Annotated in this window: 19 protein-coding genes; 12 read left to right on the top strand and 7 right to left on the bottom strand. The window is 51.0% G+C overall.

What is annotated here, in order from left to right:
- Nucleotides 1-44 precede the first annotated feature (44 nt).
- On the bottom strand, nucleotides 45-2,114 hold the full coding sequence (locus IE055_RS03330; RefSeq protein WP_229794112.1) for a TonB-dependent siderophore receptor: 2,070 nt from the start codon (nucleotides 2,112-2,114) through the stop codon (nucleotides 45-47).
- A 245-nt stretch (nucleotides 2,115-2,359) separates the two neighbouring features.
- On the bottom strand, nucleotides 2,360-4,357 hold the full coding sequence (locus IE055_RS03325; protein WP_189398560.1) for a right-handed parallel beta-helix repeat-containing protein: 1,998 nt from the start codon (nucleotides 4,355-4,357) through the stop codon (nucleotides 2,360-2,362).
- 353 nt (nucleotides 4,358-4,710) lie between these two features.
- Between IE055_RS03325 and IE055_RS03320 the strand changes: the two genes are divergently transcribed.
- Nucleotides 4,711-5,475 (top strand): sulfotransferase family 2 domain-containing protein, encoded by a 765-nt coding sequence (locus IE055_RS03320; RefSeq protein ID WP_189398559.1) that lies wholly within the window; start codon nucleotides 4,711-4,713, stop codon nucleotides 5,473-5,475.
- 72 nt (nucleotides 5,476-5,547) lie between these two features.
- On the opposite strand, the gene IE055_RS03315 is transcribed toward IE055_RS03320, so the two are convergent.
- Nucleotides 5,548-5,691, bottom strand: coding sequence for a DUF3096 domain-containing protein (locus IE055_RS03315; RefSeq protein ID WP_189398558.1), 144 nt, complete (start codon nucleotides 5,689-5,691; stop codon nucleotides 5,548-5,550).
- A 152-nt stretch (nucleotides 5,692-5,843) separates the two neighbouring features.
- The gene (locus IE055_RS03310) at nucleotides 5,844-6,113 is read right to left on the bottom strand and encodes an ArsR/SmtB family transcription factor (RefSeq protein ID WP_189398933.1); all 270 of its coding nucleotides are present in this window, start codon (nucleotides 6,111-6,113) and stop codon (nucleotides 5,844-5,846) included.
- A gap of 192 nt (nucleotides 6,114-6,305) precedes the next feature.
- On the opposite strand from IE055_RS03310, the gene IE055_RS03305 reads away from it, so the two are divergent.
- Nucleotides 6,306-7,685, top strand: a complete 1,380-nt coding sequence (locus tag IE055_RS03305) for a pyridoxal phosphate-dependent decarboxylase family protein (RefSeq protein WP_189398557.1) — start codon at nucleotides 6,306-6,308, stop codon at nucleotides 7,683-7,685.
- A gap of 97 nt (nucleotides 7,686-7,782) precedes the next feature.
- Nucleotides 7,783-8,709 (top strand): class I SAM-dependent methyltransferase, encoded by a 927-nt coding sequence (locus IE055_RS03300; protein WP_189398556.1) that lies wholly within the window; start codon nucleotides 7,783-7,785, stop codon nucleotides 8,707-8,709.
- Nucleotides 8,710-8,745: 36 nt separating this feature from the next.
- Here the strand turns inward: IE055_RS03300 and IE055_RS03295 are convergent, their stop codons facing one another.
- Nucleotides 8,746-9,561: a DUF2189 domain-containing protein gene (locus IE055_RS03295; protein ID WP_189398555.1), complete on the bottom strand. Its 816-nt coding sequence runs from the start codon at nucleotides 9,559-9,561 to the stop codon at nucleotides 8,746-8,748.
- 142 nt (nucleotides 9,562-9,703) lie between these two features.
- Here IE055_RS03295 and IE055_RS03290 point away from each other — a divergent pair, with 142 nt between their 5' ends.
- The 3 genes from IE055_RS03290 to IE055_RS03280 all read left to right on the top strand — a co-directional run bounded on the left by IE055_RS03290 (nucleotide 9,704) and on the right by IE055_RS03280 (nucleotide 11,601).
- Nucleotides 9,704-10,489: an alpha/beta hydrolase gene (locus tag IE055_RS03290; protein WP_229794110.1), complete on the top strand. Its 786-nt coding sequence runs from the start codon at nucleotides 9,704-9,706 to the stop codon at nucleotides 10,487-10,489.
- 391 nt (nucleotides 10,490-10,880) lie between these two features.
- On the top strand, nucleotides 10,881-11,219 hold the full coding sequence (locus tag IE055_RS03285; protein ID WP_189398553.1) for a DUF4404 family protein: 339 nt from the start codon (nucleotides 10,881-10,883) through the stop codon (nucleotides 11,217-11,219).
- A gap of 49 nt (nucleotides 11,220-11,268) precedes the next feature.
- Nucleotides 11,269-11,601, top strand: a complete 333-nt coding sequence (locus IE055_RS03280) for a DUF4156 domain-containing protein (RefSeq protein WP_189398552.1) — start codon at nucleotides 11,269-11,271, stop codon at nucleotides 11,599-11,601.
- A gap of 40 nt (nucleotides 11,602-11,641) precedes the next feature.
- On the opposite strand, the gene IE055_RS17795 is transcribed toward IE055_RS03280, so the two are convergent.
- Together IE055_RS17795 and IE055_RS03270 are read right to left on the bottom strand one after the other, a co-directional pair.
- Nucleotides 11,642-13,198 carry a reprolysin-like metallopeptidase gene (locus tag IE055_RS17795; protein ID WP_229794109.1) on the bottom strand — a complete coding sequence of 519 codons (1,557 nt, stop codon included), beginning with the start codon at nucleotides 13,196-13,198 and terminating at the stop codon, nucleotides 11,642-11,644.
- 84 nt (nucleotides 13,199-13,282) lie between these two features.
- The gene (locus IE055_RS03270; RefSeq protein ID WP_189398551.1) at nucleotides 13,283-14,188 is read right to left on the bottom strand and encodes an AraC family transcriptional regulator; all 906 of its coding nucleotides are present in this window, start codon (nucleotides 14,186-14,188) and stop codon (nucleotides 13,283-13,285) included.
- 248 nt (nucleotides 14,189-14,436) lie between these two features.
- On the opposite strand from IE055_RS03270, the gene IE055_RS03265 reads away from it, so the two are divergent.
- The 6 genes from IE055_RS03265 to IE055_RS03240 all read left to right on the top strand — a co-directional run bounded on the left by IE055_RS03265 (nucleotide 14,437) and on the right by IE055_RS03240 (nucleotide 21,295).
- Nucleotides 14,437-15,192 carry an SDR family NAD(P)-dependent oxidoreductase gene (locus IE055_RS03265; protein ID WP_189398550.1) on the top strand — a complete coding sequence of 252 codons (756 nt, stop codon included), beginning with the start codon at nucleotides 14,437-14,439 and terminating at the stop codon, nucleotides 15,190-15,192.
- A gap of 119 nt (nucleotides 15,193-15,311) precedes the next feature.
- Complete coding sequence (locus tag IE055_RS03260; RefSeq protein ID WP_189398549.1) at nucleotides 15,312-16,187, top strand: alpha/beta hydrolase; 876 nt, start codon at nucleotides 15,312-15,314, stop codon at nucleotides 16,185-16,187.
- A complete protein-coding gene (locus IE055_RS03255; protein WP_189398548.1) occupies nucleotides 16,184-16,882 on the top strand; it encodes an ABC transporter ATP-binding protein in 699 nt (232 codons plus the stop codon). Before IE055_RS03260 ends, IE055_RS03255 begins: the two co-directional genes overlap by 4 nt.
- A complete protein-coding gene (locus IE055_RS03250) occupies nucleotides 16,876-19,344 on the top strand; it encodes an ABC transporter permease (protein WP_189398547.1) in 2,469 nt (822 codons plus the stop codon). The genes IE055_RS03255 and IE055_RS03250 overlap by 7 nt, the downstream gene beginning before the upstream one ends.
- Nucleotides 19,341-20,027, top strand: a complete 687-nt coding sequence (locus IE055_RS03245; protein WP_189398546.1) for a response regulator transcription factor — start codon at nucleotides 19,341-19,343, stop codon at nucleotides 20,025-20,027. The genes IE055_RS03250 and IE055_RS03245 overlap by 4 nt, the downstream gene beginning before the upstream one ends.
- 17 nt (nucleotides 20,028-20,044) lie before the next feature.
- Nucleotides 20,045-21,295: a sensor histidine kinase gene (locus tag IE055_RS03240; RefSeq protein WP_189398545.1), complete on the top strand. Its 1,251-nt coding sequence runs from the start codon at nucleotides 20,045-20,047 to the stop codon at nucleotides 21,293-21,295.
- Nucleotides 21,296-21,323: the final 28 nt, after the last annotated feature.

Here is a 21,323-nt window from a genome sequence, read left to right as displayed (position 1 = left end):
CACAACAACAGGCAACGCCAAAACACATGTTTTGCTTAGAATGTTTAGTACTTCCAACGCACCGATGCCGATACATTGCGCGGTGCACCGTAATAAGCCTGGTCCCAGTACAGACTCTGAAAGTATTTTTCATCCGTCACGTTTTCTAAGTTCATTGAGAAACTCACGTTCTCATTCAACTGGTAGTGCACGGCCAGATCCAGCAGTGTGAAGGCATCTTGATCAACCCGTTTATCTTCGGTTGTGATGTCATCCTGCCACTTAACAATGCCCCCGACTTTCAGTCCATCGACTGCCGGTACCGCGTAGGAGGCAGAGAGTTTGAGTAATTTCTTGGGAATAAAGTTGCGAATATCAGCGCCTGATTGGTCTTCGACGCTCACGTCAGTAAAACCGGCACCGATATTTAAACCGTCAAACAATTCACCGGAAAACTCAATCTCGTAACCACTACTCTCTAATGTAATACCTTCATAGATCGCGATATTCTGCTCATTACGGCCGACGAAGTTGCCGAAATTACGCTGATCCGAAGAGAAGTACGCAACCGTCAACACAGCACGTTCATCGTTGAACGATTTCTTAATCCCGAACTCTGAACTCTCACCCAATGTCGCGCCCAGCGGCAACAGGTCAGCATTCACCCAAGTTTGCTGTTTGAACACTTCGCTATAGCTACCATAGAGCATCACGTCGTCAAGTACTCGGTAAGTGATGCCGTAATAAGGCACAGTTTCCTTGGCGTCTGCATTTGCCGCACCACCATAGCTAAGGCCCGATTGTTTCAACTCGGTAGCACGCGCGCCAAGCAGCAGCGACACGTTGCCATGCACATTTAACCGCGACGCAACGTAGAACGCTTCCTGGCTGTAATCGATATCACTGGAGGATGCAGCCGGATCGAAAAAGCTGAAATTGGGTTGCGGTGACAAACCCAAAGCCCAATCGCTACCAAGTACCGGATAACCATTGACCGGGTCATAAAAGGAGGCCTCGTACAATTCGGTATCAGAATTGTTATAACCCAATACAAGTTGGTGCGTTCGATCGGCTAGGCTGAAATCGCCAGAGAAGTACAGGTCGATATTGTTCTGCTCTTCTTCGCGCTCATAACCACTGGCGTACCCGAACAAGCCGACTTCGGTCTCTCGATCCGGAACCCCGTACACATAAAACAACTCCGACTCGTAGTCCGTGGTATTACGAGTCAATATCGCATTGAACATCCAGCTGTCCGTGATTGCATGTTTGAGCTCCACAAACGTCTGGTTTTGAACGGTGTCGGCGAAGGTCCAGTCCGGTGCGTTATTGGTCGATACATCGTAATCCGTTTGTGAACCATCTGAATACAGCAGCGGTAACGCACCCCAGAGAACACCCGTTGAGTGACTGTTGTCGTAGCTGTGTCCCAGGGTCAACAGAGTGCGATCGCTCAGATCAAATTCGACGATGCCATAACCCAAGGTGGTCTCATCCTCGTGCCGATTCAAGTACGATTCACTGGTGTCGTATACTACCACCGCACGACCACGGATACCGTCACTGAACGCGCCTGAGACATCGCCCTCGATTCGACGACCTTGCCATTCACCGAGATTTAGGCCCAAGTCGGCTTGAAAACCCTCGGTTGGCCGCTTGCGTACGTAATTAATCGTTGCCGATGGGTTTGCCAGCCCAGTAATTAAACCAGCGGCGCCTTTAACCACTTCGACTTTGTCATAAATCGCAGTGTCTTGTTGGCCCAAATTTAATCCGCTGATGAAAGGAATTCCGACACCGTCATACTGAAAATTAACAATATCGAAACCGCGAGCGGTATAGTACGAGCGGTCAGTTTCCACCTCTTCCACGGTCACGCCGGGCGTATAATCTAATACATCGTTGATGGTGGTTAAGCCAAACTCTTCGATTTGCACACGCGAGATTGCAGTTACCGTTTGCGGTGTCTCGAACAAGGATAGGTTTAGCTTCGTTGCTGTGTCAGTGGTTCCTTGCTCACCATACACATAAACCTCTTCCAAGGGTTCATCGGCGGCTTGTTGGGCGAAGGCTGGTGCGACGACCAGTGCGGAAGTCACAGTAAGTGATTTAACGAATAATGAGAGTACGCTCACAGTAATTCTCCGTGCATGGATGTCCAGCATCGATGCAGTTGTGTGATAAAGACCAAAAATAAAACCCGATTCCCACCGCCAACAAGAGCGCAATGGGATAAATTTCCATTTGCTAATGATAATGGTTCCTATTTACATTATCAATAATAAGACAAAAGAAAAGGCCATTGCCTCTCGCGTTACAATAGCCTTGTGTTACCCGACAATCTTCAAATGAATATCAGAAGAACCGACCGGGCCGTGGATTACTGACTACAGGTGTTGCCACTGATCAACACATTCTGCGACTGCGCTAAGTCATTTCTGAGACAAACCAAACGCTCAGCCCCGGTTGGCTCGTAAATTTGATTGTTTTGCACCGTAGAGTCCGCCATGCTCCCGAACAAGCGCACACCATCAAAACTCTTCGGTCGTATGGTATTCGAGTTAAGCGTCACAGCCGACGAGTCGCTCAGTTGCACCCCACTGTTAAAATTATTCTGCGTGAGCAAAATTCCAACACTGTTCGACACCACCACTGCCCGATCTCCGTTGGTGGTATTGTTGTTGAAGCTAATTCGTTTGTCGCGATCTGATGCCCCCTTGTTTACATTGGCCACGTAAATATGAAAACCACTGTTGGCGTTGATTGTATTGTCTTCAAAATGGAGGTCATCGTTATAGGTATTCGTGATATTTATACCGCGTGATGAACTGGCAACCTGGTTCCGCTCAAATCGTACGCTGGTACTGCGAAACGATTGCATTCCAACCACCGTATCGACAATCTTATTATCAGCAATCAGCGTTTCCCGCGTGCTCGAGATAATGCCCGATGCATACCCTTGAATAGTGTTACGCGCAACCAGGTTGCCGAACACCGTCTCACTGTTTGCACCCGCCGCGAATATTGCATAGGAGTCAGCACCCTCTCCAATGGCGTTAAAGACATTATCAACAACCTGCGAATCCGACACCAACGAGGTGGTTACGCGAGTACCGATTCGGTTGTTACGCACGGTCAAATTCTGTCCGATGGTCAGCGTGACGAAACCGCCACGACTGCCTCGCTCTTGGTTATTCGAGATTTCGGTATCAATGACTTTCTGGTACTCCAACAAGTCACCGTTGTTGTCACGTGTGCGCGCTGGCTCGATATTGATCGCGTAGCCAACCTCGCCACCATCTGAATTTGCCGAAGGCTGACCATTATTAATAAAACGGTTACCCCGAATTTTAACGTTTCGCCCGTCAGTCAACGAGATCGACATGCGACGACTGTGACTGAACAGACAGTTCTCAACCACCAGTCGATCGGTCGGGTTATAGTCGGGATTAAACGAAAAGCCAAAGGAGTTTACGGTAATCGAGCCGGCGGACCCATTGAAAAACTTGATTCCTTTGAGCGTGACGTTTCGGCCTGAGCGAATATAGAATAGGTGTGAACCCTCCAGCCCATCATCGTCTGGCGAATAGTATCGAGTATCTCGATCTCCGTGCAAATTACCACCAATCACCGTGATATTTTGTGCGTCCCGCACCGATAAAATCGCCCCTCCGCGTAACTCAGATCCTGGCGTGGCAGGAAACACCCGTAAATGTGTATTGTTGCTCATTCTAAGCGTAAAATCGGATGGCAAATTTACCGCCTCTTTTGCCGGCCGAAACACAAATTGATCAGGTGCGGTCATCCTGGCCTGGAAAAACGCATCAAACTTACCAATTCGAAACTCTGTGCCACCCATCGATTTCACTAGGTTAAACAGCCGCTCTAACTCCTGATTGTTACGGAACGCTTTATTTGCCGTCGTGGGGCCTTGGGTAATCTGTTGCCATCGCTCCGGCACAAATTGGAACACGGGCGCTAGTAACTGTGGCGTTCCTACGATTGAAAGACTCGAACCGAGTAAGCGACCGTCAATATATCCGCCTCGTTCAAAGACCAGCTTGCCGTTGTCGATTCGACCGCGTTCAGCATTGATGGTGGTGCGAGGCGGCAAACTCACGGTTCTGCCATTAAGGTTGATATCGCAAACTAGATCAATGTTCGCAGGCGCGGAGCTCGCCGTTAGGTCTTGCAAGGTGCAAGCCTCAATGGTTTGCATGCCGGACGCAATGATTGCTGGGACTAACAACAAAAGGTCATCACCGTCTACATCCGAGGCTCTTGAAAAGGTTGAAGTGGCTAAACTGTAGGTGGCAAGTATCAATGCCCAAGCAACAGGCCGAAGCAGGGTTTGAATATTTATTAGGGTACGGGTCATGGTTTTTTTGAGCGCAATGCGTAACGTGTTGGAATCAAACCATATTTAGCCCACCTTAGCCACAGGTATGTCGCAAATCAAAGACTGGCTTGCCTAGTCAACGGCGCGAGGCATATTGCGGTAACTGAACCCTGGTTTTGTGACATGATTTACCGGGTGCATCGCTTCGGTAAAAGCGACTTGCGCATCACACCGTAAAGCATGGATAATTTGCTGTGCATACGGACTCAAGCGGACACGCTGCCCTTGAGTCCACAAAAACATATACTATAAATTGAACTTTTGATGCCAACTGACACACTCACAATCAAAATCACCGTATTGATCACAATCCAATTTTCATCCGATTAGCTATGTCGCATACTCCAATCCCTGCCAGATTAATCTGTATTCATATCGAAAAGACAGCGGGAAACTCGTTTCGAACTCTTGCTTATCAAAATTATGGTCGTGAGAATGTTTTTTGGTCCGGTATCGACTCGAGACAACCCATCGTCAGAGAGCAAGATTTAACCGACTATACTGTGGTTGGCGGGCACTGGTCGATGCATCACTACAAGTCACACAATGCAACTAACTTGTACTGCTCATTGCTTCGTGAGCCCATCAAACGGATGAAATCGCTGTTTCACTTCACACGCACACGCATGGACCCCGCCGGACAAAAAAAATGGCAGGAATTTGGCTTCGACCCTGACAGCTTATCAATGACGTTGCGTCAGTCGCCGAAGTTCATCTCGATGATAAAGAATCGACAGTGCCAAATGCTCACGGGGCAACAAAGCTATGTCGATGCGAAACGCGTGATGGAAAATGGTAATTTCATCGTTGGCACACTGGACGATCACGCGGAATACATCACGGAACTGGCACGACAATTAGGCTGGCAACACACCGCCCTGCCGCACAAAAATAAAAGCGACACTCCTTACCAAGACGACATTCAAATAGACGAAGACCTTGCGCCACTGGTTGAAGAGCTTTGCGCACAGGACCAACTGCTCTATAACGCGATCAAACAACGCACAGTCTACACTCAGGTCAACCAAGAACTGGCGAAAAGGCTCGCCCCTGAACCCCTAGAAGAAGCTTTAACACCACAGTCGATCTCAGCATGATGCTTGCACGTGTTGACCGTGCTAAATCGATCGCTTTAACCGACTTCAGCACATAGCCTGGAATATGAGTGATCAGAAGCGGATATTTAGAATATCAATCACCCCGATCGCGATTAGGTAAATCGCAACCACGTAGGCCAGAAACTTTGGACGCGCCAGGATCACCACCCCGGCCACAATGGAAAGTACGGGAACCAAACTAATATGCAAAACCATGTCAACCTCTTAAAATAAATGTGAGTGCGAAGTATACATCAGCGTAAGACATTCACCTGATCAAGGCTAGCAAGTGCAATCACAACTGATGGGGTTGATGCATTGCGGCTTGACTAAGCGACTAAGCATGGTCGAAGTCTAGCCGATTCACGTTAGTTCGCGTCAGCTTGATCGATCGGCAATGTATTAATTAATGCACGAAAACGCTGCAATTCCGCACGAACTGGTTTGTAAAATACCCAGTTCTTAATTTTTTTGGACGTCACCAGGCCGGCATCAGCCAAGACTTTCATGTGTGCCGTCACAGTTGGTTGACTCAAACCAATCTTGTCGACAATGCGGCCCACACAGACCCCATCATCAACCAAATCCCCATCGATTTGTGCCTCGAAATGCTCTCTGGGCTGCAGTATCCACGCCATAATCTGCAATCGATTGGCATTCGATAATGCTTGTAGTTGCTTCAATAACGCTTGGTCAACATTCGCGGTAGACACGACCCAGCACACTCCAAAATATTTTAAAAGAAGCAGATAGTTTATCCGGATTTAGTAGAACAGTTCGCAAAATATCTATATAGTTATTTACCTATATTTAATTTAAACGATATATCAATGAACTCACACGCCGATCAAACCATTGCGGGCCTTAAACTCGGAGCACAACTGGCAGAAGCCTATCTGCAACAAATTCATCAACGCCACGTCGCACCAAAACCGAGTGCATTGACGGAATTGGCGGCATTGGATTGTGAATTGCCTGAGCAACCCACTAGGCCTTCTGACACACTGAGCTTGCTTGATCGCGCTGGCAGTCCTGCCACGGTTGCCACGACCGGTGGTCGTTTTTTTGGCCTAGTGGTTGGCGGTGCCCTCCCGGCCACAGTGGGTAGCCGCGTCCTCAATGCTGCATGGGATCAACTCGCAACAACACAAGACTGCAGCCCGGTCGCCTTACAGCTCGAACGTACTGCGGCACGCTGGCTGCTGGACTTATTGCGGTTGCCAGCACACGCATCGGTTGGATACGTCACGGGCACCACGATGGGCAATTTCACCTGCTTGGCAGCCGCCCGCCATCGTCAACTGCAAAAACTGGGCTGGGACGTAGAGCAGCACGGACTGTACGGTGCGCCGCCGTTGCGTGTTATTGCTTCCGAAGAAATCCATGTCACGGTCACCAAAGTGCTTAGCTTGCTAGGGCTTGGGAAACAGAACGTGCTCTCCATTGAGACTGACTCGAATGGCGCGATGCGCGCCGACAAGCTACCCGAGCTGGGCCCAGACTGCATTGTTCTGACTCAAGCTGGCAATGTAAACTCCGGCGCCATTGACCCTATCGGCAGAATTGCAGAACGCGCCCATGCAGCAGACGCCTGGGTACACGTAGACGGCGCGTTCGGGCTTTGGGCCAGGGTTAATCCAGAACTCAATGCCATGACGCGTGGGATCGAACTTGCTGACAGCTGGGTAACGGATGCGCATAAATGGTTGAACACGCCGTATGACTGCGGTGTGGCAATCTGCCGTCACTCCTCAGCCATTCATGCGGCAATGTCTACGGTTGCACCGTATTTTACTTCCGACTCACACGTCGCGCCAAAAGACATGGTGCCTGAATTATCACGCTCAGCGCGAGCAATGGACGTCTGGGCTGCTCTGCACAGTCTCGGCCGTGAGGGCCTAGGAGACTTGATACAGCGTTGCTGCCGACATGCGCAAATGGCTGCCCATTCACTGCGCTCAATGGGATTTGACATCGTGAATGACGTGGTCCTGAATCAGGTGGTCGTCAGCCACCCAACAGACCATCACCAGTTAGCAAAAATAGCCGAGATCGTTCAACGCAGCGGCGAAGCCTGGTTTGGTGTCACGCATTGGAAACAACGCGACGCATTTCGTTTGAGCTTTTCTTCCTGGGCGACTACGGATGAAGATCTGGAAAGACTCTTGAACGCGATTCAGTTAGCAGCGCGGCAACTTGGATTAAAGTAATTCAAGTGCTTATTTTTCTAGTTTTGGCAATTCAGGTTACACTGACTGGCTTAACGCTATGACAGCACCAGAATAACTCAATTCCTGTTACACAATAATGGCCGCCTCGTCCACCGAAGAACAGATCGTCACAGACTACTGGAACAGCAATATCGCAGATGATTTTTTCGGCATCACCTACTGGCTTGCCAACCCGCTGATCAGTCAACGATTTAATCAAGGCCTGGTCGAAGGCTTACCCTACTGCAGTTGGATCAACTATTCCCTGAGCTTTCTTGAGTCAGTTGACTGTCAGCGAATTTTAGGAATTGGGTGCGGCAGCGGTGAGCTGGAACTTCGACTTGCTGAATTAGATGCCGCGCAGTTCATAGATGGTGTCGATTTATCTGACAAACGTATTGAAATCGCGAACCAAAGGGCGAAAACGCGGGGTATAGAGCAACGCGTAAAGTTCCATGTTCAAAATGCCGAAAAAATGACGATGGAACCAAATCTTTATGACGCGATTTACTTCAATTCGTCGCTTCACCACATGGCAGACCTGGATGCAATTTTGCTTGGCTGTGCACGCGCGTTGAAACCCACGGGGTATTTGTTCGTGAACGAATATATTGGGCCGAACCGTTTTGACTTTAGTGAGCACGAAAAAAAACTCTTGCAGAGTGTGTTTAATCTAATCCCTCAGCAATACCGGGTGTCGCATGACAAAAACGACCGTGGAGAAATACGCAACACGGTCGGGATTCCTAATCCTGAAGACGTCGCGCGAGTTGACCCATCGGAAGCAATTTGCTCAGCACAAATCGATGAAGCCATCCACAAGCAATTCAGGGTCATTAAATACAACCCGACTATCGGTGCGTTGATGCAATTCTTATTGAATGGAATTGCCGGTAATTTTAGAGAGTCGGACTCTGCGTCTGTTTCAGTGCTGGAGATGCTGTTTGATATCGAAGAAAGGCTAATGGAAGCCGGCAGCTTAAAACCACACTTCGCGTTCTACGTAGCACAGCCCAATAGCTGAGCGCTATTACCAGAAGCAAAATCCTGACTGACTACGTCACTCGGTCTCACTGACGCGCTCAGTCGACGTAATGCCACTGGTGTGGCGCGGAAATTCACTGGCGTCAATAGTCTCTAAGTAGCCGTGCCAGACGGCGTGACCAACAGCGGGAAGGAACAGGATTAAGAGTAATCCGCCAGTTGCGATTCCGAGCACCAGTCCAACGCCGATTAGACACCCCCACAAGGCCATCACAGCTTTGTTCCGCAGCACAGCATTAATCGAAGTCACCACAGCAGTGATGGCATCCACGTCGCGGTGCATAATCATGGGTAGGGAGAATACGCTGGCGGCGAAGGTCAAGCTCAGGAATACCAACGCCAGGATTGCCAGTGCGCCGTAATACCCCACCATTTCCTGCGTGGTGTAATTGCCAGTTTCAGGCATGAAGATGCTCACCGCAGAGCTCGCGCGTGCCCATACCAGGAAAATAATGAGCAGCACCAGCGCAAACACCAGCTCCGAACCTAGGTAGCGCTTAAAGCACGCCTTCAAGGTGCGCTTTAGTGACACCGGTAAATTGCGCTCCAGTTGTGCACTGATTGCATACGTACCGACACAGGCGATCGGGGCGGCAAACACGAATCCACATAACAACGAAAACACAATCCAAGCACTGCCATAGCGCCATGCGAGAACCGTAAACAACATGATTAAGCAGGCCATGACCAACCCATAGCTCAAACTGGCGATGGGGGCACGGCGTGCGTCATCCATCCCTTTGCCTAACCAACGAAACGGCGCGACAAAATCAAGCTGATCGCATGGCGCGACAAACGGCACAGTGTTTGTATTGTTCTCGTGGTTGGTCACCACGCCTCCTGATCATTTATCGAGTTAATTACTACTGCCCGCTGTACGTGGTGGCCTTGAAGCACCAGTCTGCGTATTCATTTCCGCAAGTTTAGTATGCCGATTTAACAAAAGGCTGGCTTGACACAGATCAAACTAGTTTATGATTCAGCCAATTAGTCTGAAACTCTATTCGCATGAAATGAGCACGCAACTTCCCATTCATCTGGCGCACGATTACGCCCCGGGTAACGGTCCCGTCATCCTTTTTTGTGGTGGCTTTAACTCCAATCGGAACGGCAATAAGGCAGTGGCATTGCAGGACTGGGCGTTGGAAAACCACACCGCATACGTGCGATTCGATTATCAAGGGCATGGGGACTCGCCAGGCGACTTTGCAGACTGTACTGTGTCGACCTGGCTGAATGACATTCTGACGATCATCGATGCACTCTCAGACACATCCGGTGTGCTGTTGGTCGGCAGCTCAATGGGCGGCTGGTTATCGTTGTTGGCAGCTCGTTTACGCCCCAAGCGCGTGGCTGGACTTCTGCTCATCGCCTGTGCTGCGGACATGACTGACTACTACCCTGCCCGTCTTGCCGGTTTTCCGCGACAACTAGACCCTCACGGCCGCCAATACTATGCCGTACCGAATGAGTACGACAACCATGAGCCGTACCGCATCTATCAGTCCTTACTGGAGGATGGCGCGCAATACACGTTACTCGACAGCACAATTAGCATACTCGCACCGGTACGTCTGATTCACGGTATCGACGACGACGTTGTCCCCTGGCAACGCTCAGAAGCCGTATTACAACGACTTGAAACCCAATATTGCAGCCTGAGCTTGGTCAAACACGGCGACCACCGCTTATCCAAACCCCACGAGTTGCGTTTTATCCAAACCCAACTCGCAGAACTGCTACGTGAATGCCACGACTAACCACAACATTGGTCGCCATAGTAATTATTGGTGTAATTACACTGTTTAGCGTCCGTACGGCGCGGTAATTTTAGAAGTCTTAATAGCGGCTTAATTCGTTTCATTGTGTCACTCCAGTGATTGGGTTATCTTCAACTCGAAACAGTTTGAACCAGAAGGCCCTCACAATACAGTGAGCAAGTTTGAACATTAGGATCGGTTTTGCTGAATTACCTACGCCGATCACAACACGTGGCGGACCACAGCCAGATCATGGCGGGCAGCCAAACGCGACGAGACACCTCCCTGAGCAGAGCGACGGCGAAGACCAATCACCGACGCCGCGGAAAGATTAATTCGTATCAACAGATTCACCAGCGTGCTTTAATCTTGCGTAAGCTTAGAGAGTCTAATGGCCGTTTCGCACGTGACTCACGGTATCTGCGATACCTTACTTATTAACCATCAACTTGACGATACAATTATGGGAAGCAACGAACTTCACGACTTACTTGAGCAGCTTCGAAACCAACACCAAGGGGCTGACTTTGTCGACAGCGAATATCAACAGCGCCTAGACGAGATTATCGTGTCGCTAGAACAACAATCGCTTTATCCAGACAGCTTTGATGAGTATTCCAACCTTGATGAACAAATCGGCGCGCTCATCCTTGACCTGGAAACTGAGTACCCGACGTTGAAACGCGTGTTGGATTCCGTGCAACAGGTTCTAAGTAATTTTAGGGTTTGACGTTTTCTACGCCAGCTTTTTTATATCAATACTGACAAGAGGTAACGTTATGCCCGAACTCACTAAGTCAATCAAAACTGGGCTGCTCGCCGTGAGCCTGTGTGCCGTCGCCAGCGGCTGTACTTGGGTCAAAAAGAATCCCGGCGCGGATCGTGTCCGCATCGCACCGGCGGATTTGGTCGGTAGCTGCAAAAGCCTTGGCACGGTCACCAGCAACACCGTCAACAAGGTCACTGTGGTCAATCGTAGCACCAAGAAAGTTCAATCCGAACTTGAAACGCTGGCCCGCAACGAGGCCGCCAAATCGGGAGCCGACACCATTGTGGTGCGCTCCCCAATCGTTGACGGCCAACAAACGTTTGAGTTGTTCCGCTGCCTTTAAGTCGGCTGCAAAATTTCTCGCAGCCGAGAGAATATGGGGCTTATAGGCAGACAACCGCCATACGCCCCATTCCAGCGTCGACAGGGAAGCACATTTCACCCGGATCGCACACATCACCGAGACCATTAGAATCAGCGTCGGCTTGATCAGCATTTTCATCGAGCGGACAATTGTCGATATCGTCATTCACCCCGTCATTATCACTGTCGTCATCGCACACATCCCCAAACGCATCACCATCGGAATTTGTTTGGTCTGGGTTCTCCACATTCGGGCAATTGTCGTACTCGTTAAATACCCCATCAGAATCTACATCTCGCGAAGGATCATAGCGAAATCCTGCAACAAGAGGACCACTGGAATTGAATGCTCTGCGATTATCTGCTTGGTTGCTCTGGCCAGCTGGAACACCACAGGGTTCGCCATTACAGTTGAGGTCCGGATTAGAGAACACGTAGTTCCAAGCCGCATCATTCAAGTACGACATAATAGTGCCTTGCGAACCATTACCATGACCGCATGCATAGTCTTCAAACGTATAGCGATTGTCACAGGGGCTTGGTTGACCGGAATTTGCCGAAGCACGCTCGTGTCCCGAACCCAGGTTATGACCGATTTCGTGTGCAAATACAGAGTCGGAACCCCAGCTGGCAAACTGCGTAACAGAGAACCCATAGGCTTCGCTTTCTCCATTTATCCACGCGATGCCAGCCACACCACTGTTGCCTACATATGGCAACACTGCTACTAAATCAGCAAAGTATTGATTTCTGAGACTGGGCACTGTACTGAATACACCAGTGCTGTCTGTTACAGCATCGAGTAAAGTGCCAGTAGAAGCGCTGTTATTAAATGCTAACTGCTGGGCCCGCGCCAACTCTAGTTGAATATTTACGCCACTACGATCATAGGCAGCATTCGTGAAAGCTATCATTTGATTTATTCGTGAAACTGGATCTGAGAAACCAGCGGAGAATTCATCAGAGTAAATTGCCATCACACCGATGATCGCTTTAGTTCCTGTCGAATGCCCAGTTACAGGAGTTTTGGAGCCTCGCACGTCGTGAGCCACCAGCTTTGAAGGGGGCACCTTAATATCATCAGCCAAATCTATTGATTGTTGCACCTGTTTAGCATCGATCAATACCGTACCACTTAATTGATCCCATCCGATCGAATAGTTGCTCGTCTCATCACCAAAACTTGCATACACTTGTTTCTTACCAAAGGTGATCACCAACCAATCTTCAGTGTCATCGTTTTTACCCCACAGCTGCACATCACCATTGGGTGCAGTGCCGGTTCGATAGATCTCCAGTGTCATCAACGCGCCGTCCGGCATCGGAATTTGCAGCGTGTCGCCTTCCTTTAATTGCGCAATTTTCCGATTCACATCAATCGGCTTCACACTCTGAACTGCGCCATCAGCAACCATTTTAGATGCCACGGTACGCGTCGAATAAGAGAATAAATCTGGCGCAACGCCAGTTTGTGCACTGGTCGTGTGTGAGCAAACACTCAGAACAAGCGCCACAATCCACCAGTAGCCAACCAAACTTCCGGACTCAGAAGCACCTAAATATTTTTTACCGACCATAATCTACCTATTCTAATTCGTGTAATCTGCTCGCCCTGCCCGTCCATAAGGTAGCCGATTTAGCACCAGAATCCTAGCTTTCTCTCACGTGCGCTTGCCTAGTTGCTCTACGCGATGTTGATCCGCGTCTCGGCCCGGCGTCACACCAAAGGCCCGCACATATTCCCGATTAAACTGGGACGGGCTCTCATAGCCGACACGATACGCCGCGCTCACCACGTCACACTGCGTCGACAACATCATCTGGCGGGCCTCGGTTAAGCGCAGTTGCTTTTGAAACTGCAGGGGACTCATGGCGGTCACGCGTTTAAAATGCGCGTGGAAGGACGACACACTCATGCCAACCTGATTGGCGAGATACTCGACCCGCACCGGTTTATCGAATTGATGGCGCAGTATTCGAATCGCCTGCGCTATCCGTTGCAGATGACTGCCCCTCTGCGCCAGCTTGGTAATACTTTGTGCGTGTGGGCTGGTGAGCAGCCGAAAATACAACTCACGCTGTAACAATGGGGCCAACACACTGATCTCCTTCGGCGCGAATAAAAGGTCAGCGATACGCGCTATGCAATCACTTAATTTGTCATCGCTCTGACCAACAAATACCGCACGACTGGGCAACTGCGTATTCGAGAGGCAGCGTTCCCCCGTGGCCACTAACTCAGCCAATTGCGCTTGATCTAAACTAATTTTCAATCCCAAGTATGGTCGCGCCGAACTCCCCTCCACCACTTCACCAATGACCGGTACATCCACCGACACGGCCAGAAACTCACCCGGCTTGTATTCAAAGACCTGATCGCGCAGCAGGACGCGTTTCTTTCCTTGCACGATAAAGCATACACAGGGATTGTAGACGGTAGGAAGACGTCTTCCGGCTCGACTGAATCGAAGGCACTCGACGCCTGGTATTTGAGTGCCATTGACACCTTCATTGGGGGCGAATTGAGACACAATCGCAGCGAGCGTTGGTCGTTGTCGAGTATTCATCTCGGCGAACCCATTCGTTACTCCAGGAGTTTCATCTAGTCTAACAACGGTATCACTGCGCTCAGTACCCGTCTATTTTTTTAGAGAAACAGGCAATACATTCAGAGTATCAGGCAGCACCCTACCCCATGCAGCTGAGTATGCTAAGTCACGACAAAATAAACACATTTCTAATGTCATCGGAGACATATTGGGTTTTTGTCGCGCCCCTAACAGCAACTTAGAACCTGTAACACTTGGAGAAAACCATGAATAAAATTGCGCTTATCACCGGTGGCAGCCGTGGCCTTGGTCGCAGCATGGCACACCACTTAGCTGCGAATGGTCGAGACATTATCCTCACCTACCACAGCAACCACCAAGCAGCACGAGACACAGTCGACCAGATTGAACAGTTCGGGCAACGCGCAATCGCCGTCCAGCTGGACATTACCCAGACCATGCGTTTTGCGGAATTTGTGACGCAATTGTCGAGCCACTTAAGCGATACATGGCAAACCGCACAGATCGACTTTCTCATCAACAACGCAGGATCTGGCGTATTCCAAGCTTTCCAATCCACTACCGAAACGCAGTTCGACAAAATGGTCGATGAGCATGTGAAAGGTCCCTTCTTCTTGACCCAGGCGTTGTTGCCCTTGATCAGGGATGGCGGTCGCATTCTAAATGTGTCGTCCGGTCTAACACGTATGACCTTTCCGGGCTTCTCGGCTTACGCCAGCATGAAATCCGCGGTCGAGACACTGTCGATATATCTGGCGCGAGAATTAGGCGAGCGAAGGATTTCGGTGAATACTCTGGCGCCCGGTGCCATCGAGACTGATTTCGGTGGTGGATATGTGCGAGACACGGCCGAGGTAAATCAGCACCTCGCGGACATCACCGCCTTGGGGCGGGTTGGCGTGCCTGACGACGTTGGTGGCGCAGTTGCGGCAATCCTGGCTGATGGTGCCGCTTGGATCAACGCACAACGCATCGAGGTTTCCGGCGGGCAAAACATCTAAAATATCTCGCATCGAGACTTTTGGGTGCAAAAATATGCGGGATTTCAATTCTATTTGAGCTTCATTTGAAGGTCTCACGTCTAGTCTTTCGGTTATCAACAACAAACCGAGACTAACTCATGAAAACCTGTGTATTACCCGGACTGCTTAGCATCTTGATGGTGTTAAGCAGTCCCTGCACGATCGCCCGATCAGCGGTCACCGTGCTTCCAGGCACACCGCCTGAGACGCGCGAGGTAAGGCTCGAATCATTGTCCGAAAAGTCGGCCACATTGCGCTTTATCGCTGCCGATGGTGCCAGTGTCACCGGTAAGCTTCTATTGCCAGAGTCCCCGCACACCAAACTTGCTGTACTGTTGCACCCAATGGGCAGCGACCTAACTTTCTGGACCCGCACGGATCACTCGATGCGAGCAAGCAGACTCAGCAACTATTTACGCCAGAATGGGTATGCTGTGATCATGTTGGATGCACGATTACATGGCCGCCGAGCTGTGTCACACATCACAGCACGAGACCTGTTGAAAAGCGCGCACAGTGCCGACCCGACGCTCTACCACGACACAATTCAAGGCACAGTTCGCGACTACGCCAGCGTGCTAGCCTGGGCAAGAACGCAGTATCAACCCAAAGAGGTCTTGATCATGGGTTACAGCATGGGCGCGCAAATGAGCCTGATTCTGGCCGCGCAGCATCCGTCAATCGACCACGTGGTTGTGATGGTCCCGCCTTATGTGGCCGCCGATACCTCGCCGGTTGCACCACGAATGTTTACCGCTCAGATCCTACAGGCCAATGTACTCTGGCTGGCAGCCAAGCAGGACGAGCACTCAACCACGACACAAACGCAGGCAACCTTTGATTTAATCCCCAGTAAGCATAAACGCCTCGTCTGGCTGGACAGCGCCCACCGCTTACCGAGCACCTATACCGATCTGGTACTCGCGCACTTGGAAAAACTATCGCAAAGACCTGCTACGGAGAATAAACCATGAGCACCGCTGTTATTCATGCCCACAAGCTAAGCAAAACCATCTATTCAGCCAGTCAACCGATCAAGATCTTGCGCGGCGTTGACCTGACGGTCAACGCCGGTGATTCAGTCGCCATTCTGGGTGCATCCGGCAGCGGCAAATCCACCTTACTTGGCGTACTTGCTGGTCTCGACACCGTCAACAACGGGCATATCCAGCTGCTCGGCGAAGAGTTAACCACGCTCAATGAAGACCAGCGCACGGCATTGCGGGCTGGGCAGATTGGCTTCGTGTTTCAGTCATTCCACCTGTTGCCGGAACTCTCCGCAGTGGAAAACGTGGCTCTGACACTTGAGTTATTCAATCGCTCTGACGCATTAAACGTGGCGTATGAGTGGCTTACTCGACTGGGTTTGGCACACCGGGCCGAGCATTACCCCAGCCAACTGTCGGGCGGTGAGCAGCAACGGGTAGCCCTGTGCCGTGCTTTCGCAGTCGAGCCAAAAATATTATTTGCCGATGAACCGACCGCCAATCTGGACGCACATACGGCTAACAATGTACTTGATCAGTTATTTTCGTTGCTTGACACGTCTCAGACCAGTCTGGTGGTCGCAACGCATGACCCGGTATTGGCTCGTCGCTGTCGGCACCGCTTCCAACTGCAAGATGGCATTTTAAACAGTGCACCCAAAGATCAGGAGTCGTTATGTTAGTTCGACCAGCATGGAGGTTAGCACGTCGCCTAATTCAAAAACGCGCGAATGCACGTGAATCTGTGTTGCTGGTGATGACCATGGCACTCAGCAGCTTCGTGATAGCCAGTCTGAACCTTTTCAGTCTGAACGTGCAGCAAAGTCTGCGTGACGATATCAGTCAATTTTTGGGCGCACCACTGGTAGTACGCAGTGATGTGCCGTTTGCAAAACTTGCGTTTAGTCACCCAGAATTGCAAAGCCCAGTGATTACACGCACGTTTACCACCGGAGCTACCAGTGCGTATGCCTATCAAACCGTCTCCTTAAAAGCCGTGTCAAGCACCTACCCGGTGCAGGGTCGCTTCGCCGTGCAACTGGCAGACAACATGCTAAAACATCATGCCGCAGACCTCGAACCAAATTCTGCGTGGCTGGATCAACGTGCTATGCAAACGCTGAATCTAGGTCTAGGCGACACCGTCAAGCTCGGTCGTGCTGAGTTTGTGGTGAGCGGAGAAATCCTGGCGGAACCCGACCGATTGACACAACTGCAGCACACCCTGCCGCGCATAATGATTAACCTGAAAGCGCTGGCTAACACTGGGGTTAACGAACAGAATAATCGCGGTGAGTACCGCCTATTGTACTCAGGTAGCACCAGTGCACTTGAGCAATTAAAAACAAACCTACGCGCAACCAGGCCTGAACTCGAGGTCCTGACCGCAGACAGTGGACGCCACCCATTTGCACGAATCGCTGCACGCGCATCTAACTTGCTGCACTTGGTGTTCGCCTTTTTGGTATTGATCGCAGGCACTACCGTGGCGACCCTAAGCAAACACTTGCTAAACGAGTTCAGTATCTCCGCGACCGTATTACGCGCCATGGGGGTAGGCAAGAGTGTGGTAATCAGCGCGCTTGGATTGATCTTCTCAGCCACTGCACTTTTGGCTAGCACATTGGGCTACCTCGGCGCGTTCTTAACCCAGCCTTGGCTATTATCGCTGGCCGAGCCACACATGACTTTGACCGCAAGCAAAATGCAGTTCGCACAATGGTGGCCTAGCCTATTGCTAGCCGTTGCGTTGGTAATTGGGTTTGTGGTGCCGGGTTTACTGGCCTTGAGTCGAGTACCTGTCACGGCAGCGCTGCAACAAATCAAAACGAACCTGCGCAGTTCATACCTGAGCAGTGTATTGGTTGGCCTGGCACTGACTGTATGGCTCTGGCTCAGCAGTGACAACCCTCAACTGACCACACTATTGATTGGCACGGTGATGCTGGTGGTGATTCTGACCATGTTGTTCGGCTGGATCCTCACTAAGCTCACCGCGCAATGGCATCGCGTGTTGCGCGGCCCCTTAAAGATTGCCATTCGCAGTCTTGGGCGCAGCGCACACCGCAATACGGCTCCGTTGGTAACGGTGGCGATAACCGTGCTGGCAGTGCTGCTCACCACCACACTGCGCGGCAGTTTTTTGGACACGCTGCATTTACAAAGTCTGGACCAGGACGGCAACTATATTTTCACCAACCTGCCTGCCGCCATGGAGCCCGAGTTCAGGCAACATTTAGCAGCAAACTTCATGGAATTACGTCAGTCGCACCCGGTCGTGCGAGCAGTCCTCACGCATATCAACGGCGTCGAAAAAGCCGCGTATCTCTCGCGTGAGAGTGAGACGCGTGAACAAGCGCGCTCGGCTGTCAACCTTTCTTACGCGGATGCCTTGCCGAAAAACAACCGCCTACTGGAAGGTAGTTGGCCGAGATCCATCAATGAAGTTTCAGTCGAAAGTGAGGTCATGGCAGATCTAGACCTTAAACTGGGCGACACACTCCGGTTCGCAATCGGGGCACGTCATCTAGACGCCAAAATCACCAGCAGGCGCGAATTTCAAGCTGGTGGATCTCGTATGATGTTTTGGTTTATGTTCGCCCCGCAGACGCTGCGAGACTACCCGCAGACGCGCATGGGGGGGCTGTTAGCAACGCGGGATACACGCGCTGGCCTGGCTAGCCTAAGTGCCGCGTTTCCCACACTCAGGCTAACTGATCTGGCTCAACATATTGATCGAATCCGTGCCACGATGCTCGTACTCACGCGGTTGATGAACACCGCACTCGGTATGTTGCTTATTATTGCCACCTTGTCAATTGTGGCAGCCGCCACCGTCAATGCCAGCCTTAGACGCGTACCCGCTACCGTGATGCGCGCACTGGGTTTGCAGCGTCGAGGTGTGTACAGCATGGCACTGTTAGAGCAGATTATGCTTGCCGCGACTGGCTGCTTGGTTGGTGTTATCGCTGTTCAACTCTGCGCCGGACTGATGTTTCAAAACCTATTTGCGCTACACTATCGTATGGATTTCGTCTATCTCTCACTCGTGGTCAGCAGTGTCTTAGGACTCTTTGCACTGATCGGTTTTCTGGCTGGCCATCGCCAAACCCAGTTATCACCCAGTGAGGCGTTCAGGCTATGAGGATTTTAATCATTGAAGACAACCCCGATATTGCCGCTAATGTTGGGGATTATCTAAGTCTGGAAGGGCACGATGTCGACTTCGCCAGCGACGGTGTAATGGGGTTACACTTAGCCTTGGAACTGCCCGTCGACCTACTGGTGTTGGACATTAATCTGCCACGCTTAGACGGCTTTTCACTGGCACAGCGTCTACGCGTTGAGCACCAACGGCAGACACCCATTTTAATGCTGACCGCGCGTGACTCATTGACCGACAAAGTGCGCGGCTTCCATAGCGGGGCTTGGGATTATCTGGTCAAGCCATTCGAGCTGAAAGAATTGGGACTTCGGGTAGACGCACTGGCGTTACGCAATCAGGCGAATCAGTCTCGCGAGCTTCACGTTGGCGACCTAAGTCTTCTGGTGGATGCCCAACTGGCCACGCGTCAAGGGCAGGTACTCGCGCTACACCATGCCGCTCTAACCATTCTTGAGATGTTGATGCGGGCATCACCGAATGCGGTGTCCCGACGTGATCTAGAATACGCTCTGTGGGGCGAAGACCCGCCACAAAGCAGCCCGCTGCGATCTCACATCCACGAACTGCGTCACGCTTTAGATAAAGGGTTTGCGGACCAGATGCTGCACACACTGCGTGGTGTCGGTTATGCGATTCGCGATCCACAAACCGAGACCGAGTAACGCTCCCCAGGTTCATCATGTCGATTGCCATTTCAAACCGTATTCGCAACGCCATAATTGCCTTAACGCTTGTGCTAAGCCTGGGGTTTGGCGCACTGATCTTCCTCCTGGTTTATGTGATCGAAGATCAAGTTTTTATTAATCAACTGCGGCTTGAAAAGCAACGTATTGATCATAGCGAGGGGATACCAACGTGGGGCACCATTAACCGAGAAATCCAACTATTCACTAAAACTGATGACTTGCCTGCCACATTACCAGATGCGTTTCGCGCAAGGGTCGAACGAGACACCGGCATCCACGAGTTCTTCGACGCCAACCATGCGCTGTTCGTTGCGCACTATATCGAGCCCACATCAGGCGACCCGTATTATTTAGCGTATGATGTGAGTGCGTTGCTGGCAGTTCGCTCATCACGAACAACAGTGCTAGGAATGATCGTCTTGCTTACCTTATTGGTCGCGGTTCTCGGCGTGGTCGCGGCACACTGGATCACTCGCTCTGCTTTTTTACCGCTGCGGTACCTGACTCAGCATCTGAGCGACAAAGAACTCGATGACGCCGCGATTACTTTGGCACGCGAATTTTCCGACGATGAAGTTGGACATCTAGCCAAAAGACTGGCACTGGCAATGGAAAACGAACGGCTTGCCTACCAGCGTGAGTACGAATTCAACAAAAACGTCAGTCACGAACTGCGCACACCGATTCAGGTGGTGACCTCGAGCATCGAGCTGCTTCGAATGTCTGACCGCCCCCTGCCCGCACAACTCGATCGATTATCCCGCGCATCCGAACATATGCAGCAGATCGTTGAGGTGTTTTTATGGTTAGCCAGTGATCGTCAACTCAGCGCGCACGATCAGGTCAATGCTAATCACGTGGTCACCATCGCCACGCAAATAGCGCAATCGCGCCAGCTCGATTTACAGATTAAAAACCACCTCTCCAACACGGCGCCATATCCGATCCCGCAAACGGTACTGAACGTGGTATTGCGCAGCCTGATTCAAAATGCCGTGAGTCACGCAGCCGATCAGCGATTGACTCTGTGTCTCGAGCCAGACACGCTCTCACTCAGTAATCGCATGACGCTAGCTGGTGAAGCCGCGCCTGGCTTTGGCATTGGCCTAACGATTGTGGAACGGCTTTGTGCCCGCTTTGGCTGGACATTGACCTCAAAACCAGAGCACGCCCATGGCCGGTATGTGGTGACATTGTCGTTTGCCTCAGACGCGCATCATCGGAATCCGGTCCCAGAGCGATAATCGCGCGACCCTAGCAGAAACGAGCGCG

Source organism: Arenicella chitinivorans, assembly GCF_014651515.1.
Classification (GTDB): Bacteria; Pseudomonadota; Gammaproteobacteria; order Arenicellales; family Arenicellaceae; genus Arenicella; species Arenicella chitinivorans.
This window is presented reverse-complemented; position numbering and strand designations above follow the sequence as displayed.